This window comes from Sporolactobacillus sp. BBK16-2 (assembly GCF_059878335.1).
Genome location: NZ_CM187611.1, coordinates 131,540 through 150,910 on the forward strand (window position 1 = coordinate 131,540; position 19,371 = coordinate 150,910).

The 19,371-nt window shown below is 45.2% G+C and carries 28 protein-coding genes; all 28 read left to right on the top strand.

Translation table 11 applies throughout. The features are described 5' to 3' along the window. Positions 1-90 precede the first annotated feature (90 nt). The 28 genes from rpoC (at position 91) to secY (ending at position 19,361) form a co-directional block, all read left to right on the top strand. On the top strand, positions 91-3,717 hold the full coding sequence (gene rpoC / locus AC6F33_RS00665) for a DNA-directed RNA polymerase subunit beta' (RefSeq protein ID WP_255748624.1): 3,627 nt from the start codon (positions 91-93) through the stop codon (positions 3,715-3,717). Positions 3,718-3,801: 84 nt separating this feature from the next. Beyond that, positions 3,802-4,053 (top strand): 50S ribosomal protein L7ae-like protein, encoded by a 252-nt coding sequence (locus tag AC6F33_RS00670; RefSeq protein ID WP_255748650.1) that lies wholly within the window; start codon positions 3,802-3,804, stop codon positions 4,051-4,053. 97 nt (positions 4,054-4,150) lie between these two features. Further along, positions 4,151-4,564 (top strand): 30S ribosomal protein S12, encoded by a 414-nt coding sequence (gene rpsL, locus AC6F33_RS00675; protein WP_253063936.1) that lies wholly within the window; start codon positions 4,151-4,153, stop codon positions 4,562-4,564. Between the two features lie 28 nt (positions 4,565-4,592). Further along, the gene (gene rpsG, locus AC6F33_RS00680; protein WP_023511460.1) at positions 4,593-5,063 is read left to right on the top strand and encodes a 30S ribosomal protein S7; all 471 of its coding nucleotides are present in this window, start codon (positions 4,593-4,595) and stop codon (positions 5,061-5,063) included. Between the two features lie 105 nt (positions 5,064-5,168). After that, positions 5,169-7,247: an elongation factor G gene (gene fusA / locus AC6F33_RS00685; protein ID WP_255748623.1), complete on the top strand. Its 2,079-nt coding sequence runs from the start codon at positions 5,169-5,171 to the stop codon at positions 7,245-7,247. Between the two features lie 146 nt (positions 7,248-7,393). Then, on the top strand, positions 7,394-8,581 hold the full coding sequence (gene tuf, locus AC6F33_RS00690; protein ID WP_255748622.1) for an elongation factor Tu: 1,188 nt from the start codon (positions 7,394-7,396) through the stop codon (positions 8,579-8,581). 324 nt (positions 8,582-8,905) lie between these two features. After that, positions 8,906-9,214 carry a 30S ribosomal protein S10 gene (gene rpsJ, locus AC6F33_RS00695; RefSeq protein ID WP_010024543.1) on the top strand — a complete coding sequence of 103 codons (309 nt, stop codon included), beginning with the start codon at positions 8,906-8,908 and terminating at the stop codon, positions 9,212-9,214. 30 nt (positions 9,215-9,244) lie between these two features. Continuing rightward, the gene (rplC, locus tag AC6F33_RS00700) at positions 9,245-9,883 is read left to right on the top strand and encodes a 50S ribosomal protein L3 (RefSeq protein ID WP_255748621.1); all 639 of its coding nucleotides are present in this window, start codon (positions 9,245-9,247) and stop codon (positions 9,881-9,883) included. Positions 9,884-9,900: 17 nt separating this feature from the next. Continuing rightward, the gene (rplD, locus tag AC6F33_RS00705) at positions 9,901-10,524 is read left to right on the top strand and encodes a 50S ribosomal protein L4 (RefSeq protein ID WP_255748620.1); all 624 of its coding nucleotides are present in this window, start codon (positions 9,901-9,903) and stop codon (positions 10,522-10,524) included. Next, on the top strand, positions 10,524-10,814 hold the full coding sequence (gene rplW / locus AC6F33_RS00710) for a 50S ribosomal protein L23 (protein WP_255748619.1): 291 nt from the start codon (positions 10,524-10,526) through the stop codon (positions 10,812-10,814). The genes rplD and rplW overlap by 1 nt, the downstream gene beginning before the upstream one ends. 28 nt (positions 10,815-10,842) lie before the next feature. Beyond that, positions 10,843-11,676 carry a 50S ribosomal protein L2 gene (gene rplB, locus AC6F33_RS00715; RefSeq protein WP_255748618.1) on the top strand — a complete coding sequence of 278 codons (834 nt, stop codon included), beginning with the start codon at positions 10,843-10,845 and terminating at the stop codon, positions 11,674-11,676. A 37-nt stretch (positions 11,677-11,713) separates the two neighbouring features. Continuing rightward, the gene (rpsS, locus tag AC6F33_RS00720; protein ID WP_255748617.1) at positions 11,714-11,995 is read left to right on the top strand and encodes a 30S ribosomal protein S19; all 282 of its coding nucleotides are present in this window, start codon (positions 11,714-11,716) and stop codon (positions 11,993-11,995) included. Between the two features lie 18 nt (positions 11,996-12,013). Next, on the top strand, positions 12,014-12,355 hold the full coding sequence (gene rplV / locus AC6F33_RS00725; protein ID WP_255748616.1) for a 50S ribosomal protein L22: 342 nt from the start codon (positions 12,014-12,016) through the stop codon (positions 12,353-12,355). A 3-nt stretch (positions 12,356-12,358) separates the two neighbouring features. Then, a complete protein-coding gene (rpsC, locus tag AC6F33_RS00730; RefSeq protein ID WP_255748615.1) occupies positions 12,359-13,018 on the top strand; it encodes a 30S ribosomal protein S3 in 660 nt (219 codons plus the stop codon). A 2-nt stretch (positions 13,019-13,020) separates the two neighbouring features. Continuing rightward, on the top strand, positions 13,021-13,455 hold the full coding sequence (gene rplP, locus AC6F33_RS00735; RefSeq protein WP_255748614.1) for a 50S ribosomal protein L16: 435 nt from the start codon (positions 13,021-13,023) through the stop codon (positions 13,453-13,455). Next, a complete protein-coding gene (gene rpmC / locus AC6F33_RS00740) occupies positions 13,445-13,648 on the top strand; it encodes a 50S ribosomal protein L29 (protein ID WP_253063912.1) in 204 nt (67 codons plus the stop codon). The genes rplP and rpmC overlap by 11 nt, the downstream gene beginning before the upstream one ends. A 16-nt stretch (positions 13,649-13,664) precedes the next feature. Next, entirely contained in the window at positions 13,665-13,937 is a 273-nt protein-coding gene (gene rpsQ, locus AC6F33_RS00745; protein ID WP_255748613.1) for a 30S ribosomal protein S17, read from the top strand. Positions 13,938-13,978: 41 nt separating this feature from the next. Beyond that, on the top strand, positions 13,979-14,347 hold the full coding sequence (gene rplN, locus AC6F33_RS00750) for a 50S ribosomal protein L14 (protein WP_253063908.1): 369 nt from the start codon (positions 13,979-13,981) through the stop codon (positions 14,345-14,347). Between the two features lie 44 nt (positions 14,348-14,391). Next, positions 14,392-14,700 (top strand): 50S ribosomal protein L24, encoded by a 309-nt coding sequence (gene rplX, locus AC6F33_RS00755; RefSeq protein WP_255748649.1) that lies wholly within the window; start codon positions 14,392-14,394, stop codon positions 14,698-14,700. Between the two features lie 29 nt (positions 14,701-14,729). After that, positions 14,730-15,272, top strand: coding sequence for a 50S ribosomal protein L5 (gene rplE / locus AC6F33_RS00760; protein WP_255748612.1), 543 nt, complete (start codon positions 14,730-14,732; stop codon positions 15,270-15,272). Between the two features lie 20 nt (positions 15,273-15,292). Then, complete coding sequence (locus tag AC6F33_RS00765; RefSeq protein WP_093674131.1) at positions 15,293-15,478, top strand: type Z 30S ribosomal protein S14; 186 nt, start codon at positions 15,293-15,295, stop codon at positions 15,476-15,478. A gap of 33 nt (positions 15,479-15,511) precedes the next feature. Further along, on the top strand, positions 15,512-15,910 hold the full coding sequence (rpsH, locus tag AC6F33_RS00770; RefSeq protein WP_253063904.1) for a 30S ribosomal protein S8: 399 nt from the start codon (positions 15,512-15,514) through the stop codon (positions 15,908-15,910). A 27-nt stretch (positions 15,911-15,937) separates the two neighbouring features. Next, positions 15,938-16,474, top strand: coding sequence for a 50S ribosomal protein L6 (rplF, locus tag AC6F33_RS00775; RefSeq protein WP_255748611.1), 537 nt, complete (start codon positions 15,938-15,940; stop codon positions 16,472-16,474). A gap of 38 nt (positions 16,475-16,512) precedes the next feature. Beyond that, positions 16,513-16,875: a 50S ribosomal protein L18 gene (gene rplR / locus AC6F33_RS00780; protein WP_255748610.1), complete on the top strand. Its 363-nt coding sequence runs from the start codon at positions 16,513-16,515 to the stop codon at positions 16,873-16,875. Positions 16,876-16,893: 18 nt separating this feature from the next. Further along, positions 16,894-17,394, top strand: coding sequence for a 30S ribosomal protein S5 (gene rpsE / locus AC6F33_RS00785; protein WP_253063898.1), 501 nt, complete (start codon positions 16,894-16,896; stop codon positions 17,392-17,394). Between the two features lie 13 nt (positions 17,395-17,407). After that, positions 17,408-17,596 (top strand): 50S ribosomal protein L30, encoded by a 189-nt coding sequence (gene rpmD, locus AC6F33_RS00790; RefSeq protein WP_255748609.1) that lies wholly within the window; start codon positions 17,408-17,410, stop codon positions 17,594-17,596. A 35-nt stretch (positions 17,597-17,631) separates the two neighbouring features. Continuing rightward, a complete protein-coding gene (gene rplO / locus AC6F33_RS00795) occupies positions 17,632-18,072 on the top strand; it encodes a 50S ribosomal protein L15 (protein ID WP_253063894.1) in 441 nt (146 codons plus the stop codon). Continuing rightward, positions 18,072-19,361 (top strand): preprotein translocase subunit SecY, encoded by a 1,290-nt coding sequence (gene secY, locus AC6F33_RS00800; RefSeq protein ID WP_255748608.1) that lies wholly within the window; start codon positions 18,072-18,074, stop codon positions 19,359-19,361. The genes rplO and secY overlap by 1 nt, the downstream gene beginning before the upstream one ends. Positions 19,362-19,371: the final 10 nt, after the last annotated feature.

The window sequence follows — 19,371 nt, forward strand, 5'->3', positions numbered from 1 at the left end:
GCAAAATAGTTTTCTAACATACAACAACTCGGTGAACTAAAGCGATGGCACTTTATGCCAGACACTGAAAATATAAGGGAGGTTGCCCCCTTGCTGGATGTCAATAAATTTGAATTTATGAAGATTGGTTTAGCTTCACCTGACAAAATCAGGTCATGGTCTCACGGTGAAGTAAAAAAACCTGAGACAATCAATTACCGAACACTGAAACCGGAAAAGGACGGCTTGTTCTGCGAACGCATCTTCGGGCCTACCAAGGACTGGGAGTGTCATTGCGGTAAATATAAACGCGTCCGGTACAAGGGCGTTGTTTGTGATCGTTGCGGTGTTGAAGTTACTCGGGCAAAGGTCCGCAGAGAGCGCATGGGTCATATTGAGCTGGCTGCTCCTGTATCCCATATTTGGTATTTCAAAGGCATTCCGAGCCGGATGGGACTTTTGCTGGATATGTCTCCAAGAGCACTGGAAGAAGTTATCTACTTTGCCTCTTATGTAGTGACCGAACCAGGCGATACTCCGCTTGAGAAAAAACAGCTGCTGTCCGAAAAAGAATATCGTGCTTACCGTGAAAAATACGGTAACACATTCAAAGCCGGAATGGGTGCCGAATCGATTAAAAAGCTCTTGCAAGATGTTGATTTGGACAAAGAATCAGATACATTGCAGGAAGAACTAAAGAGTGTTCAAGGACAAAGAAGAACGCGTGCAGTGAAAAGACTCGAAGTTATTGAAGCGTTCCGTGAGTCCGGTAACGAACCTTCTTGGATGATCCTGGATGTACTTCCGGTCATTCCGCCGGAACTTCGCCCAATGGTTCAACTAGACGGCGGACGTTTCGCAACGTCCGATTTGAACGATCTTTACCGGAGAGTTATTAACCGTAACAACCGTTTGAAACGTCTGCTCGAATTAGGGGCACCAAGCATTATTGTTCAAAATGAAAAACGTATGCTGCAGGAAGCGGTCGATTCACTTATCGATAACGGCCGTCGCGGCCGTCCGGTTACCGGACCCGGTAACAGACCGCTGAAATCACTTTCCCATATGTTAAAGGGAAAGCAAGGCCGCTTCCGCCAGAACCTGCTCGGGAAACGTGTCGATTATTCCGGCCGTTCCGTTATTGCTGTAGGTCCGACGTTGCAAATGTATCAATGCGGGCTGCCAAAAGAAATGGCTTTGGAACTGTTCAAGCCGTTTGTTATGAAAGAGCTTGTAAGTCGCGGCATTGCCAACAATATTAAAAGCGCAAAACGCAAAGTTGAGAAAATCCATGCGGATGTGTGGGGTGTTCTTGAAGATGTTATTAAGGAACATCCGGTTCTCTTGAACCGTGCCCCTACACTGCACCGTCTCGGTATCCAGGCTTTTGAACCAAGAATAGTAGAAGGACGTGCGATCCGTCTTCACCCACTCGTATGTACCGCATACAACGCGGACTTTGACGGTGACCAGATGGCCGTTCACGTGCCACTGTCTGCCGAAGCGCAGGCGGAAGCTCGTCTGTTGATGCTTGGTGCACAAAATATCCTGAACCCGAAAGACGGCAAGCCAATTGTTACGCCTTCTCAGGACATGGTGCTGGGTAACTATTACCTGACACTCGAACGCAAAGGCGCTATTGGCGAAGGTAAGATTTTCAAGGATGCGGATGAAGTTATGCTCGCTTACTACAACGGCTACCTGCATCTGCATTCGCGGATTGCAATTCCCGCATCGTCGACGCATAATCCGACGTTTACGGAAGAACAAAATAAACAATACTTGCTGACAACGGCAGGGAAATTAATTTTCAACCATGTCCTGCCGCCGACGTTCCCATACATTAATGAGCCAACGGATAAAAATCTTCAGGTTGCGACTCCGAATAAATATTTTGTACCAATGGGTTCGGATATTCCAAAGGAAATCGCCGCTCGTGAAGAGATCCCGCCATTTAAGAAAGGGTATCTCGGACACATTATTGCAGAAGTATTTAAAAAGTATAAAGTTACCGAGACTTCTAAATTCCTTGACCGCTTAAAGGCGCTTGGATTCCAATATTCGACGAAAGCCGGAATAACCGTTGGTGTATCCGATGTTATCGTGCTTCCGGAAAAGAAAGAAATCCTTGATAATGCGGAAGAAAATGTGCAGAAAGTAACGAAGCAGTTCCGCCGAGGCTTAATCACTGAGGATGAACGTTATGAACGCATTGTCGGCATTTGGAGCGATGCAAAAGATACGATTCAATCCAAGCTGATGGATTCGTTGGCAAAGACCAACCCGATTTTCATGATGAGTGATTCCGGTGCCCGTGGTAATGCATCGAACTTTACTCAGCTTGCCGGTATGCGTGGTTTGATGGCCGATCCTTCTGGTCGAATTATCGAACTTCCTATTATTTCAAGTTTCCGTGAAGGTCTGACCGTGTTGGAATACTTTATTTCAACTCACGGTGCACGTAAGGGACTTGCCGATACCGCACTAAAGACGGCAAACTCTGGTTACTTGACTCGACGTCTTGTCGATGTTGCTCAAGATGTCATTGTCAGAGAAGACGATTGCGGTACGGATCGCGGTATTCTTGTGCATGCGATTCGCGAAGGCAACGAAGAAATTGAAAGTTTGTATGACCGTCTAGTCGGTCGTACGGCAAATCAAACGGTTTATCATCCGGACACTGACGAAGTACTCGTTAAGAAGAACCAGCTGATTAACGAAGACAGAGCAACCAAGATTGTGGAAGCCGGTATTACCGAAGTTGAAATTCGTACGGTATTTACCTGTGAAACAAGACATGGTGTCTGCAAAAAATGCTATGGCCGTAACTTGGCTACTGGTTCAGAGGTTGAAGTGGGCGAATCCGTTGGCATTATCGCCGCGCAATCAATTGGCGAACCTGGTACTCAGCTGACCATGCGTACGTTCCATACCGGCGGTGTTGCCGGAGACGACATTACACAAGGTCTTCCGCGTATTCAAGAATTGTTTGAAGCCCGGAATCCTAAAGGCCAGGCAACCATCACTGAAATTGACGGAACCGTTACATCGGTAACCGAGTTGAAGGATAAACGCGAAATTGTTGTCAAAGGCGCATTGGAAACCCGAACCTATACAGTACCGGTGAGTGCACGAATGAAAGTTGCTGAGGGCAATGAAGTCAAAGCCGGACAGCCGCTGATCAGTGGCTCGATCGATCCTAAAGAACTGCTTCATGTTGTCGGACTGCAAGGTGTGCAAAATTATTTGCTGCGTGAAGTTCAAAAGGTTTACCGTATGCAGGGTGTAGAAATCGGCGATAAACACGTCGAAGTCATGGTACGCCAAATGATGCGTAAAGTTCGTGTTATTGACAGCGGAGATACGACCGTATTACCGGGAGCACTTGTTGATATTCATCGCTTTAAGGATGACAACCGCGATGTGCTGCTTAATCGCAAATTACCGGCGACTGCGCATCCTGTATTGCTTGGTATCACCAAGGCAGCACTTGAAACAGATTCCTTCCTGTCCGCTGCTTCGTTCCAGGAAACGACACGTGTCCTGACTGATGCCGCAATTAAGGGCAAAGTTGATGAACTGCTTGGCTTGAAGGAAAATGTTATTATCGGCAAACTCATTCCTGCCGGAACCGGAATGCCGAAATATCGTAATGTTGTTGTTGAAACTGAGGGCGACGCACAAGGTTCGGATACGAAAGCGGAACCGGTTGAAGCACTGTTGAATCAAGAAAGTTGATTCAGCCATTGACAATGGTCAAGGGCGGGTGCTATTATATCTGAGTGTTCTTTTACACTTGTTACTTTGGAGGATTCTTTCGTGATTTCTTATGAAAAAGTGACACAATCGAAGAACGATGTGATTATTGGCACGAAGCAAGCAATCAAGGCGTTGAAAGAAAACCGTGTTAAAGAGGTTGTCATTGCCGAAGATGCAGATGTGCGTGTAACCAATAAAGTACTGATACTTGCGGAAGAATTGAAAGTGCCTGTAAGTAAAGTGGCCTCAATGAAGAAGCTAGGCCAGGCTTGCGGCATTGAAGTCGGAGCATCGGCTGTTGCGATAAAAAAATGATGTTTTTGCAAGGCGATCCTTGCAAAAACACTTTTTTGCGCGAGAAATGAACCGCCTGGATCAGTGGGTTTAGAAATTTGAAAGGAGGAACAGGTAAATGCCTACAATTAATCAATTAATTCGTCAAGGACGTAAGTCAAAAATCAAAAAGTCTACGGCGCCTGCATTAAACAGAGGCTACAACAGTTTCAAAAAATCGTTGACTGATGATTTTGCTCCACAAAAGAGGGGCGTGTGCACTCGTGTCGGAACGATGACACCTAAGAAGCCAAACTCTGCGCTTCGTAAATACGCTCGTGTTCGTTTGTCAAACAATATCGAAGTCAACGCCTATATCCCGGGAATCGGCCACAACCTTCAGGAACACAGTGTTGTTCTGATTCGCGGCGGACGTGTGAAGGACCTCCCTGGTGTGCGTTATCATGTTATCCGCGGCGCTCTGGATACGGCTAGTGTTGTTGACCGTAAGCAAGGCCGCTCGAAATACGGCGCAAAGAAGCCTAAGGCTTAATCACTATTAACTGGGAGGAGGAATTAACATGCCTAGAAAAGGCCCTGTCGAAAGACGCGATGTATTACCTGATCCGCTTTATAATTCCAAACTGGTCACTCGTTTGATCAACCGGATTATGGAAGACGGCAAAAAGGGAAAGGCGCAAACCATTCTCTATCAGGCATTTGATCTGATTAAGGAACGTACAAATCAGGAACCTATGGAAGTATTTGAACAGGCACTGAAGAATGTTATGCCTGTACTTGAAGTTAAAGCACGCCGTGTCGGCGGATCTAACTATCAGGTGCCAGTTGAAGTTCGCCCTGAACGCCGGACGACTTTAGGACTTCGCTACTTGGTTAACTATTCAAGACTTCGTGGAGAAAAAACGATGGTTGAACGGTTAGCAAACGAAATTATCGATGCTTCAAACAATACCGGCGCATCGGTTAAGAAACGCGAAGACATGCACAAAATGGCTGAAGCCAACAAAGCTTTTGCTCATTATCGCTGGTAATAAAAAAATCGATGTTCAAAATGGAAGTTGGAAAGAGTCAAGAAAATGCTTATACTCTTTTTTCCTAACACTTTGAGCATCCACTATTAGGAAGGAGAGAAAACCATGGCAAGGGAATTCTCCTTGGAAAAGACGCGCAATATCGGTATCATGGCTCACATTGATGCCGGCAAGACGACAACAACCGAGCGTATTCTCTTCTATTCAGGCCGTATCCATAAAATCGGTGAAACCCATGAAGGGGCTTCACAAATGGACTGGATGGATCAGGAAAAGGAACGCGGAATTACGATCACATCTGCGGCGACAACCGCTCAATGGAAGAACCATCGAATCAACATTATCGACACCCCGGGACACGTGGACTTTACTGTTGAAGTAGAACGTTCACTTCGTGTTCTTGACGGAGCCGTAACGGTTCTTGATGCACAATCCGGTGTTGAACCACAAACAGAAACTGTTTGGCGTCAGGCAACGACATACGGTGTGCCTAGAATTGTATTTGTTAACAAGATGGATAAGATCGGCGCTGATTTCCTTTATTCTTGCAAAACATTGCATGAACGTCTTCAAGCGAACGCTCACCCGATTCAATTACCAATGGGCGCTGAAGATAATTATCAAGGCGAAATCGACTTGGTAAACATGCAGGCATATGTTTATGAAGACGATCAGGGTTCCATTGTAGATGCCGAAGAGATTCCGGCTGAATACAAGGAACAAGCTGAAGAATACCATGAAAAACTCGTTGAAGCCGTTGCTGACGTTGATGACGACATCATGGAAAAATATCTGAATGGCGAAGAAATCTCTGTAGAAGAATTAAAAGCGGCAATTCGTAAGGCAACGTGTGCCGTTAAATTCTATCCTGTATTGTGCGGTACGGCCTTTAAGAATAAAGGTGTTCAACACGTACTGGATGCATGCATTGATTATCTCCCTTCACCGCTTGATGTTCCTGCAATCAAGGGTACATTGCCAGATACGGGCGAAGAAGCATTACGTCCGGCTGACGACAATGCACCATTTGCGGCATTGGCCTTTAAAGTAATGACCGACCCGTTCGTTGGTAAGCTGACTTTCTTCCGTGTCTATTCAGGAACAATCGAAGCAGGTTCTTATGTACAGAACTCAACGAAAGACAATCGTGAACGTATGGGACGTATTCTTCAAATGCACGCCAACCACCGCAGCGAAATCAAAAAAGTTTATTCTGGAGATATCGCAGCAGCAGTCGGCTTGAAAAATACGACAACCGGAGATACACTGTGCGATGAGGATCATCTCATTGTTCTTGAATCGATGGAATTCCCTGATCCTGTTATCCATGTTGCCATCGAACCGAAATCGAAGGCAGATCAGGATAAGATGGGCATTGCCCTTGCAAAACTTGCTGAAGAAGATCCAACCTTCAAAACGCATACAGATGAAGAAACCGGCCAGACCATTATCGGTGGTATGGGTGAGCTTCACCTCGATATCATCGTTGACCGTATGCGTCGCGAATTCAAGGTTGATGCGAATGTCGGTAACCCGCAAGTTGCTTATCGTGAAACGCTGACCAAGGCAGGCAGAGCAGAAGGTAAATTTATTCGCCAATCTGGCGGTCGTGGTCAATACGGTCACGTTTGGATTGAATTCGAACCTCAAAAAGAAGGCGAAGGATTCATATTCGAAAACAAAATCGTCGGTGGTGTTGTTCCTCGTGAATACATCCCTGCGGTTGAGGCAGGCTTAAAAGATTCGTTGCAAAACGGATTGCTTGCCGGTTATCCATTGATCGACGTGAAAGCAAGTCTTGTTGACGGATCCTATCACGATGTCGATTCCAGTGAAATGGCGTTCAAGATTGCAGCTTCAATGGCATTGAAAGCCGCTAAATCTGTGTGTGCACCGGTTATTCTTGAACCGATCATGAAAGTGGAAGTCAGCATGCCTGAAGAGTATTTAGGAGATATTATGGGTGATATCACAAGCCGCCGCGGACGCGTTGATGGCATGGAAGCACGCCAAGGTGTTCAGGTTGTCAGTGCTCACGTTCCTCTCGCGGAAATGTTTGGCTATGCGACAAACCTTCGTTCTGCAACTCAGGGACGCGGAACCTTCACGATGCAATTCGATCACTACGAACAAGTGCCGAAGAGCGTCAGTGAAGAAATTATTAAGAAGGCAACCGGTGAATAATTACTTTAACCGCGCATGCTTATTAAATTAATTGTCACACCATTTATTTTATTGTAAGCTAGGAAAGATGGCACTAAGCTTGCCAACTTTCTTACTGCATATAAATTTTAAACTTTCTATTGAATTAAAGGAGGATAATACAATCCATGGCTAAAGAACATTATGAACGTACAAAACCGCATGTTAACATCGGTACAATTGGTCACGTTGACCACGGTAAAACTACTCTGACTGCTGCTATTACAACTGTATTGGCTAAATCAGGTAAAGCACAGGCTCGCGCTTACGATTCTATCGATGGTGCTCCTGAAGAACGTGAACGCGGAATTACAATTTCGACTGCACACGTTGAATATGAAACAGACACACGTCACTATGCACACGTTGACTGCCCAGGGCACGCCGACTATGTAAAGAACATGATCACTGGTGCTGCTCAAATGGACGGAGCAATCCTCGTTGTTTCCGCAGTTGACGGCCCGATGCCACAGACTCGTGAACACATCCTTCTTGCTAACCAAGTAGGTGTTCCTGCGATCGTTGTCTTCTTGAACAAGACGGACCAGGTTGATGATCCTGAACTTCTTGAACTCGTTGAAATGGAAGTTCGTGATCTTCTTAGCGAATATGACTATCCTGGTGACGATGTTCCTGTAATCAGCGGTTCTGCTTTGAAAGCATTGCAAGGCGATCCTGTTGAAGAACAACATATTCTCGACTTGATGCAGGCTGTTGATGAATACATCCCTACTCCTGTTCGTGAAAATGACAAGCCATTCATGATGCCTGTCGAAGACGTATTCTCGATCACAGGTCGTGGTACCGTTGCAACCGGACGTGTTGAACGTGGTACGGTTAAAATCGGCGATGAAGTTGAAATTCTTGGTTTGACAGATGCTCCTAAGAAGTCAACTGTAACGGGCGTTGAAATGTTCCGTAAAACTCTTGACTTCGCTGAAGCCGGCGACAACATCGGCGCTTTGCTCCGTGGTGTTGACCGCGAAGGCGTTGAACGTGGCCAGGTTTTGATTAAACCAGGTACCGTAACTGCCCACAAGAAATTCAAGGCTCAAGTTTACGTTCTGAAAAAAGAAGAAGGTGGACGTCATACTCCATTCTTCACAAACTATCGTCCACAATTCTATTTCAGAACAACTGACGTTACAGGAACCATTACTCTTCCTGAAGGAACTGAAATGGTAATGCCTGGCGACAACGTTGAAATGGATGTTGATCTGCTTGCTCCGATCGCTATCGAACAGGGAACAAAATTCTCTATTCGTGAAGGCGGCCGTACGGTAGGCGCCGGCTCTGTATCTGAAATCGTTGAATAATGGTCGACTGAAAAAGGACTCTCTTCGGAGGGCTCTTTTTTTTTGCCTTTTTAACTTATTGAATGTAAACCAAAGTCGTTCTATAAATTATATTTTTTATTTGATCTTTTATGAGAAAGTCATTATAATGTATAAGTCACTGAAAAAGTGATGGTTCGCCTTGCTTTGTGCCTACTATTTAGGTATAATAGTGAAGTTGGTTTTTTGGCAATGATGCGGAAGGTTGCAGATACACCCGGCTCCTTTGCCAAGGCGGGCTATCTGGAAATTTTCGTGGAGCAAGTCTATTTTTGAAAAATGGACGAAAAAAGGAGGGAATACAACATGGCAAAGCAAAAGATTCGCATTCGTTTAAAGGCATATGATCACCGTATTTTGGATCAATCCGCTGAAAAAATTGTGGAAACGGCAAAACGTTCAGGTGCTAAAGTATCTGGTCCGATTCCGCTTCCTACTGAAAAATCGATTTATACGATTTTGCGTGCGGTACACAAATACAAAGATTCACGTGAACAATTCGAAATGCGCACTCACAAACGCTTAGTTGATATTGTTGAGCCTACACCCCAAACGGTAGATTCACTGATGAGACTGGATCTGCCTTCAGGTGTCGACATTGAAATCAAATTATAATTTATTTAGAACAAACAGGAGGTGTTACGGATGAGCAAGGGAATCTTAGGCAAGAAAATCGGTATGACTCAGATTTTTGCTGAAAATGGCGATGCGATCCCTGTTACGGTTGTCGATGTATCCGACAATATCGTTCTTCAAAAGAAGACGGTTGAAACGGATGGCTACGAAGCTGTACAGATCGGTTTTGATAATGCAAAAGCATCAAAAATTACCAAACCGGCAAAGGGACACGCTGAAAAGGCAAAGGCTGAACCTAAGCGCTTCATTAAAGAAATCCGTAATGTAAATTTAGATGATTACGAATTGGGCAAAGAAGTAACTGCCGACACTTTTAAAGCCGGAGAAGTCGTAGACGTAACCGGAACTTCGAAAGGTAAAGGTTATCAAGGCCCAATTAAGAGAAACAACCAGTCCCGCGGACCAATGACACACGGTTCTCGTTATCACCGTCGTCCCGGTTCCATGGGTGTTATCGATCCGGCTCACGTCTTCAAGGGCAAGAAATTGGCCGGACGTATGGGCGGCGAAACGGTTACTGTTGAAAACTTGGTCATTGCCAAAGTTGATTTGGAACGCAAATTGATTCTCATCAGCGGTAATGTGCCGGGTGCCAAGAAGAGCTATGTTGTTATAAAATCCGCACTCAAAGCAAAAGAAGCTAAATAAGAAGGGAGGACGCTTCCATGCCAGAAGTAACTGTATTTGATCAAAAAGGCGCTGAAGTAGGAACTGTTGAATTGGCAGACGCTGTATTCGGCATCACACCTAATGAACATGTTGTTTACCAAGCAGTTGTCATGCAACAGGCTTCTCAACGCCAAGGAACACATGCTGTAAAAAATCGTTCTGCTGTACGCGGCGGTGGCCGCAAGCCTTGGAAACAAAAAGGAACCGGTCGCGCGCGTCAGGGCTCTATTCGCTCGCCACAATGGGTTGGCGGTGGTACGGTATTCGGACCTACACCGCGCAGCTATTCCTACAAATTGCCTAAGAAGGTACGCAGACTTGCTATTAAGTCGGTACTATCCGGCAAGGCAGGGGAAAATGATCTGATCGTACTGGATACGCTGAAGATCGAAGCTCCGAAAACAAAGGAAATTGTTACTCTATTGAACAATTTGTCTGTTTCAGACAAGGCACTGATTGTCACAAACGACGTTGACGAAACAGCAGTTTTGTCATCTCGCAACATTCCTGGAGTGAAGGTACTTGCTGCAAACGAAGTCAATGTTCTTGATGTCGTTGCACACAACAAACTGATCGTCACCAAGGAAGCTGCGGCAAAGCTTGGGGAGGTGCTTGGATAATGAAGGATCCTCGCGATATTATAAAGCGCCCCGTACTGACTGAACGTACAACTGATCAGATGGCTGACAAGAAATACACATTTGACGTTGATACAAAGGCAAATAAGTCTGAAATCAAACGCGCTGTGGAAGCCATTTTCGATGTTAAAGTTGTCAAAGTCAATACGTTGAACGTAAAAGGTAAACCGAAACGTTACGGCCGCTATTCAGGCTATACAAATAACCGTAAGAAAGCTGTTGTCACTTTGACGCCGGAAAGCAAAGAACTCAACTTTTACGAAGGCGAATAAGGAATATTAAAGAAGGAGGTTACTGATCATGCCACTTAAAAAGTACAAACCGACAACCAATGGTCGTAGAAATATGACTTCACTTGATTTCGCAGAAATTACAACGGATACGCCGGAAAAAACATTGCTGAAGTCGTTGCCAAAGAAGGCCGGCCGAAACAATCAAGGCAGACTGACGGTTCGTCACCAAGGCGGCGGCCACAAACGTCAATACCGTGTTATTGACTTCAAACGCAATAAGGACGGCGTACCGGGTAAGATCGCAACGATCGAATATGATCCGAATCGTACGGCTAACATTGCTCTTGTTCACTATGTAGACGGCGAAAAACGCTACATTCTTGCTCCAAAGGGCATTAAAGTCGGAACTCAGATCGTATCTGGTGTCGATGCCGACATTAAAGTTGGAAATGCACTTCCATTGAAGAACATTCCAGTAGGTACTACGATTCATAATATTGAATTAAAACCAGGAAAAGGCGGACAACTCGTGCGTTCTGCAGGAACTTCCGCTCAGATTCTTGGTAAAGAAGGAAAATATGTGCTTATTCGTCTTGTTTCCGGCGAAGTACGTATGGTTCTTGAAACATGCCGCGCGACGATCGGTCAAGTCGGCAACCTGGAACATGAACTTGTTTCTGTTGGTAAAGCAGGACGTTCACGCTGGAAGGGTATTCGCCCAACGGTCCGTGGTTCTGTAATGAACCCTAACGATCACCCGCATGGTGGTGGTGAAGGTAAAGCACCAGTCGGACGCAAGTCGCCAATGTCACCATGGGGCAAGCCAACGATGGGTTACAAGACACGCAGCAAGAAAAATGCTTCTGAACAATTTATCATCAGACACCGTAAAAAGAAGTAAGTGCTTATAAATAGTTTATTTGGAAGGAGGCCTACTCATGAGCCGAAGCCTGAAAAAAGGACCTTTTGTCGATGGTCATTTGATGACAAAAGTTGTTGCGCTGAATGAAAAAGACGAGAAAAGAGTCATTAAAACATGGTCACGCAGATCGACCATTTTCCCGGAATTCATCGGACATACTATTGCTGTTTATGACGGACGCAAGCATGTACCGGTGTATGTTACGGAAGACATGGTAGGACATAAACTTGGAGAATTTGCTCCGACTAGAACTTATCGCGGACATATCTCCTCTGATAAGAAAACAAGTGCACGCTAACGAAAGGAGGAACTTTTGATGCAAGCAAAAGCTGTCGCTAAACAAATTCGTATTGCTCCTCGTAAGGCACGTCTTGTTATCGATCTTATCAGGGGCAAGGATGTCGGCTATGCCATTGCTGTGCTGAAAAACACACAGCGATCAGCATCTCCGATTATTGAAAAAGTATTAAAATCCGCCATTGCTAACGCGGAACACAACTATGATATGGATACAGATACCTTGTATGTAGAACAGGCATTTGTTGATGAAGGGGCTACGCTGAAACGCTTCCGCCCACGCGCCCAGGGACGTGCGAGCAAGATCAACAAACGTACCAGCCACATTACAATTATTGTATCGGAAAAGAAGGAGGGATAACGCGTGGGTCAAAAAATTAATCCTACTGGATTCAGAATCGGAGTCATTCGTGACTGGGAATCCAAATGGTATGCTGATAAAGAATATGCGACATATCTTCATGAAGATATTAAAATTCGTCAATATATCGAAAAGAAGCTCAAAGACGCCGCTGTTTCCGGTATTGAACTGGAACGCGCAGCGAACCGGATTAATGTAACCATTAAGACGGCGAAACCGGGCATGGTCATCGGCAAAGGCGGATCTGAAGTTGAAAACCTTCGGAAGGCTTTGAATGATCTTACAGGCAAACGCGTCCATGTAAATATTTTTGAAATTAAGCAAGCTGATCTTGATGCTAAGCTTGTTGCTGAAAATATTGCTCGGCAGCTTGAAGGCCGTGTTTCATGGAGACGTGCGCAAAAACAAACACTGCAAAGAGCAATGCGAGCAGGCGCAAAGGGTATTAAAACGCAATGTGCCGGCCGTCTTGGCGGTGCAGATATGGCTCGTACTGAGGATTACAGTGAAGGAACCGTTCCGCTTCATACGTTGCGTGCCGACATTGATTACGGTACAGCTGAAGCAGCGACTACTTATGGTAGAATCGGTGTAAAAGTTTGGATTTATCGCGGAGAAGTCCTTCCGACGAAAGGAACGACAAATAAGAAAGGAGGCAAATAATTATGTTAATGCCTAAACGTACAAAGTATCGCAGACAGCACCGCGGAAGAATGCGCGGCCAGACTAAAGGCGGCGCTTCGGTAACGTTCGGTGAATACGGTCTGCAGGCGCTGGAATCCGCATGGATCAGCAGTCGTCAGATTGAAGCGGCTCGTATCGCTATGACACGTTTTATGAAACGTGGCGGAAAAGTATGGATCAAAATTTTCCCGCAAAAATCATATACAAAGAAACCTCTTGATGTCCGAATGGGTTCTGGTAAAGGTGCTCCTGAAGGATGGGTAGCTGTTGTGAAGCCCGGCCGTGTTTTATTTGAAGTCGGCGGCATTAGTGAAGAAGTGGCAAGCGAAGCCTTAAGACTTGCGAGCCACAAATTGCCTATTAAAACGAAAATCGTGAAACGTGAAGAAGTGGGTGGTGACGCAAATGAAGGCTGAGGAAATTCGTAATTTGACCACTGCTGAAGTTGAGGAAAACGTCAAGTCTTTGAAAGAAGAATTATTTAATCTGCGTTTCCAGCTCGCTACCGGACAATTGGAAAATCCGGCTCGCATTCGCGCAGTCCGCAAATCCATTGCTCGCGCAAAGACAATTTTGCATGAACGTGAATTAAATGTTCAAAACGGCTGAGAAGGAGGTTATTTGAATGGCAGAAGAAACACGCACGAACGCCCGTAAAGTCCTGGTTGGTCGCGTTGTCTCAGACAAAATGGATAAGACCATTACTGTACTCGTTGAGACTTACAAGAACCACCGTCTCTATGGAAAGCATGTGAAGTTTTCCAAGAGATTCAAAGCACATGATGAAAATAATCAAGCAAAAGTCGGCGATATTGTTGAAATTATTGAAACTCGTCCGCTTTCTAAAGATAAACGTTTTCGTCTTGTAAAAATCGTTGAGGAATCCGTTATTATCTGATCTGTCGAACGTGTTCGAAGATCGAAAGGAGGTTGCACTTTATGATTCAGCAGGAAAGCCGTTTGAAAGTTGCCGATAACTCAGGCGCTCGTGAAGTCCTTACCATCAAAGTTTTGGGAGGATCCGGTCGCAAGACTGCTAATATCGGTGATCTCATCGTTGCTACGGTTAAACAAGCAACACCAGGTGGCGTTGTTAAGAAAGGCGAAGTTGTAAAAGCAGTTGTTGTTCGCACAAAGCACGGTGTACGACGCACGGACGGCTCTTACATTCGCTTTGACGAAAATGCCGTTGTACTGATTAAAGAAGATAAGAGTCCTCGCGGCACGCGTATCTTTGGGCCAGTTGCCCGTGAACTGCGTGACGGACAATTTATGAAAATCGTCTCTCTCGCACCGGAAGTATTGTAATTCTGAATGGTTAGGAAAAGGAGGTGGCATTTAACATGGCAAAACTGCATGTGAAAAAAGGCGATAAGGTTCAAGTCATTTCCGGCAAGGATAAAGGCAAACAAGGTGTGATCCTTGCAGCTTATCCGGCAAAGGAACGCGTGCTTGTTGAAGGTGTCAACATCGTCAAGAAGCATTCAAAGCCGAGCCAGGCAGCTCCGCAAGGCGGCATTCTCGAAAAAGAGGCGCCAATTCACGTATCAAATGTTATGCTGCTTGATCCAAAGACAAGTGAACCTACACGCGTAGGTCATAAAATAGTAGACGGAAAAAAAGTTCGAGTTTCTAAAAAATCAGGCGAAGTCATCGATTGAGCTGATTGTCTGTGAAAGGAGGTAAACACATGAGCCGTTTCAAAGAAAAGTATGAAAAGGAAGTTGTTCCGGCTTTAGTTGAAAAGTTTAACTATACTTCGGTAATGCAGGTGCCGGCAATTCAAAAAGTAGTCATTAATATGGGTGTCGGTGAGGCTGTTCACAACTCGAAGGCATTGGACAGTGCTGTAGAAGATCTGACGGCGTTGTCCGGCCAGAAGCCAGTTATTACACGGGCGAAAAAATCAATTGCTGCATTCAAGCTTCGCGAAGGTGTAGCAATCGGCACAAAAGTAACCCTTAGAAAAGATCGTATGTATGATTTTCTCGACAAGCTGGTTACTGTTGCACTTCCTCGTGTACGTGACTTCCGTGGTGTTTCAAAGAAAGCATTTGACGGCCGCGGAAACTACACGCTGGGTATCCGTGAACAATTGATCTTCCCTGAAATTGACTATGATAAAGTTGATAAAGTACGCGGTATGGACATCGTTATCGTAACATCTGCTAACACAGATGAAGAAGCAGCAGAATTACTTACAATGCTGGGCATGCCGTTCGTAAAAAAATAATCGCAAGGAGGATATGAATTTTGGCAAAAAAATCAATGCTTGTTTCATCACATCGCCCAAAAAAATTCAAAGTGCAGGAATACACACGCTGTGAACGCTGCGGACGTCCTCATTCGGTTCTTAGAAAATTCAAATTATGCAGAATTTGTTTTCGCGAACTTGCCCATAAAGGACAAATCCCAGGTGTTAGAAAAGCTAGTTGGTAAAATTTTAAGTGATAGGGAAGGAGGTCGATTTGCATGGTCATGACAGATCCGATTGCAGATATGCTGACCCGCATTCGCAACGCCAATATTGTTCGCCATGAACAGATTGAGCTGCCAGGTTCCAGAATCAAGAAAGAAATTGCTGAAATCCTGAAACGTGAGGGATTCATCAAGGACGTTGAATACATTGAAGATAATAAACAAGGTGTGCTTCGACTGATTCTGAAATACGGCGGCAGCAAAGAACGAGTTATTTCTGGTTTGAAGAGAATCAGCAAGCCGGGTCTTCGCGTTTATGCGAAGGCAGACGAGGTGCCGAAGGTTCTTGGCGGTCTCGGTATTGCGCTTGTATCAACATCAAAAGGTGTTATTACGGATAAAGAAGCACGTCAGCAAAAAGTTGGCGGAGAAGTGCTTGCATATATTTGGTAATGAGCAAACAAGAATGGAGGTGTCCTAATGTCTCGTATAGGATTAAGACCGACTGCCGTTCCTGATGGCGTAACGGTTACGATTGACGGCCAGACTGTAACAGTCAAAGGGCCAAAAGGTGAATTATCCCGGAAGTTTCATCCGGATATGATCATCAAACAGGAAGAAAACGAAGTAAAAGTTGAAAGACCTGATGATTCGAATCAACACCGCGCTTTGCACGGTACGACGAGCAGCTTGATCAGCAACATGGTTGAAGGTGTGACAAAGGGTTTCGTTAAGAATTTGGAACTTGTCGGCGTTGGTTATCGTGCCAACAAGCAAGGCAAGAATTTGGTTCTGAACGTTGGCTACTCTCACCCTGTAGAAATCGTTCCTGAAGAAGGAATCGAACTCGCTGTTGAAGGAAACAACAAGATTTCTGTTACAGGAATCGACAAGCAGCGTGTCGGTGAAGTTGCCGCTAACATTCGTTCCGTTCGTGCTCCTGAGCCTTACAAGGGCAAAGGTATTCGCTATGAAGGCGAAAAGGTACGCCGTAAGGAAGGTAAAACAGGTAAATAATTTAGTTCAATTTCTACGAGAAAGGAGCGACAGACTGTATGATTACCAAAAAAGACAAAAACGCGCTGCGTCAGAAAAGACATCTTCATGTACGCCACCGTATCGTGGGTACTGCAGAACGTCCGCGTTTAAACGTTTTTCGTTCTTCAAAGAATATATATGCGCAATTGATTGATGATGCAAAGGGTGTAACACTTGTTTCTTCTTCATCAATCGACAAAGCATTTGATCTTGAAAAAGGCAGCGACGTTGCTGCAGCAAAAAAAGTCGGCCAACTGATCGGCGAACGTGCTTTGGAAAAAGGAATCGACGCGGTTGTTTTCGATCGCAGCGGTTACATCTATCACGGACGTGTTAAGGCCGTAGCCGAAGGCGCCCGGGAAGCAGGACTTAAATTTTAACATTAAGGAGGGGAATCCATGGCTAATAATGATCGCAATAAATCAGAATTTGAAGAACGCGTCGTAACAATCAACCGAGTAGCGAAAGTAGTTAAAGGCGGACGCAGGTTCCGTTTTTCAGCGCTGGTTGTCGTTGGCGACAAAAAAGGCAATGTAGGTTATGGCCAGGGAAAGGCTCACGAAGTTCCTGAAGCCATTCGCAAAGCAATTGAAGATGCGAAGAAGAACGTATTTAATGTTCCGATCGTAAATACAACCATTCCTCATCAAGTAACAGGCCATTCAGGAGCCGGTAGCGTGCTGTTGAAACCAGCTTCCGAAGGTACCGGAATTATCGCCGGCGGCCCTGTCCGTGCCGTACTCGAATTGTCCGGACTGGGGGACATTCTTTCGAAGTCTCTCGGATCAAACAATCCGATTAACATGGTTCGCGCGACAGTTGAAGGCTTGCAGAGCTTGAAACGCGTAGAACAAGTGGCAAAGCTGCGCGGCAAATCAGTAGAAGAACTGCTCGGATAAGGAGGGAACAAAATTGGCTAACAAATTGGAAATTACCCTCAAACATAGTGTGATCGGACGTCCAGAATCACAACGCGTGACGGTAAGAACACTTGGTCTTAAGAAGACCTACCAAACCGTTGTTCAGGATGATAATCCGGCAATTCGCGGCATGATCAACAAGGTCTCCCATCTTTTGGCGGTTCGCGAACTGAATGATTGATTTGAAAGTGAAATTGAGAATAAGGAGGTGCCAAGATGAAACTCCATGAATTGAAACCAGCTGAAGGCTCCCGTTTCGCTCGCAAAAGAGTAGGGCGCGGCTACGGTTCAGGACTTGGCAAAACATCTGGTCGAGGACAAAAAGGACAGAAAGCTCGTTCGGGCGGCAGAGTACGCCTCGGATTTGAAGGCGGACAGAATCCATTGCTTCAAAGACTGCCAAAGAAGGGCTTTAAGAACCCGACACGCAAAATCTACGCTATTGTTAATGTTGAAACACTGAACCGTTTTGAGAACGGAACAGCAATCACACCGGAATTACTTCTTGAAAAACGAGTAATTCGCAAATTAAACGACGGCGTTAAGATTTTGGGCGAAGGCAAGCTTGAAGCTAAATTGACAGTTAAGGCGCATAAATTCTCTGCTTCTGCTAAAGAAGCGATTGAAGCTGCCGGCGGAAACATTGAGGTGATTTGATGTTTCAAGTACTTTCCAGTATGTGGCGAGAAGCCGAAATTCGCCGTAAAATAGTATTCACACTGCTTATGCTCATTATATTTCGGATCGGGACATTCATTCCTGTTCCGGATATTAATACAGAGATGATCAATTTCAGCGATTCAAGTGCCTTTGGCTTGTTCAACACTTTTGGTGGTGGCGCGCTGGAGAACTTCTCCATCTTCTCTATGGGCATTATGCCTTACATTACAGCATCCATTATTGTGCAGCTGCTGCAGATGGATGTTGTACCGAAATTGACTGAATGGTCGAAGCAGGGAGAAATGGGAAGACGCAAACTGAATCAGCTGACAAGGTATGGAACGATCGTTCTCGGCTTTGTTGAAGCACTTGGACTTTCCTACACGTTCAGTAACAGTTATCAAGGATTGGTAAGCAATCCAACTATTTGGACCTTTCTAATCATTGCTTTGGTACTGACAACCGGTACGGCTTTTCTCGTATGGCTGGGTGATCAGATTACTGCTTATGGAGTAGGAAACGGCATATCCATTATTATCTTTGCCGGAATTGTTGCCCGCATTCCTACGGCCATCAGCCAGATTTATGCTCAGCGGTTTGCAGCATCAACCAACACATTTATGGAAGTACTTGGATTGCTCGCCATTGTTGTTATTGTTCTTCTGATTGTTGTCGGAACCATTTTCGTGCAGCAAGGGATGCGGAAAATTCCGATCCAATATGCAAAAAGAACAATTGGCACGAAGACATACAGTGTGGAGCCAACGCATTTGCCGATCAAGGTCAATGCGGCCGGCGTTATCCCAGTTATCTTCGCAATCTCACTGATGATCACACCGCCGACGATTGCCCGTTTCTTTCCACAGAATAATGTGACTGCGTGGATTATCCGCGTTTTCGATTATTCAACGGTTTATGGGATGATCATTTACGCGGTACTGATTATTGCTTTTACCTATTTCTATACGTTTGTTCAGGTCAACCCTGAAAAAATGGCAAAAAACCTTGGCGAACAAGGCGGCTATATTCCGGGTATTCGTCCGGGGAAAAGCACAGAGAAGTTTATTACAACGATTCTCTACCGTCTGACCTTTCTAGGTGCCATTTTTCTCGCAGTGATCTCACTTCTTCCGATTGTATTCGGCGAAATGGGCAGCCTGCCGGCAAGCGCAAGGATCGGCGGAACAAGCTTGCTGATCGTTGTGGGTGTTGCACTTGATACAATGAAACGTATTGAGAGCCAGTTGATCAAAAAGAACTATCAAGGCTTTATCAGAAAAAGGTAAGGCAATGACG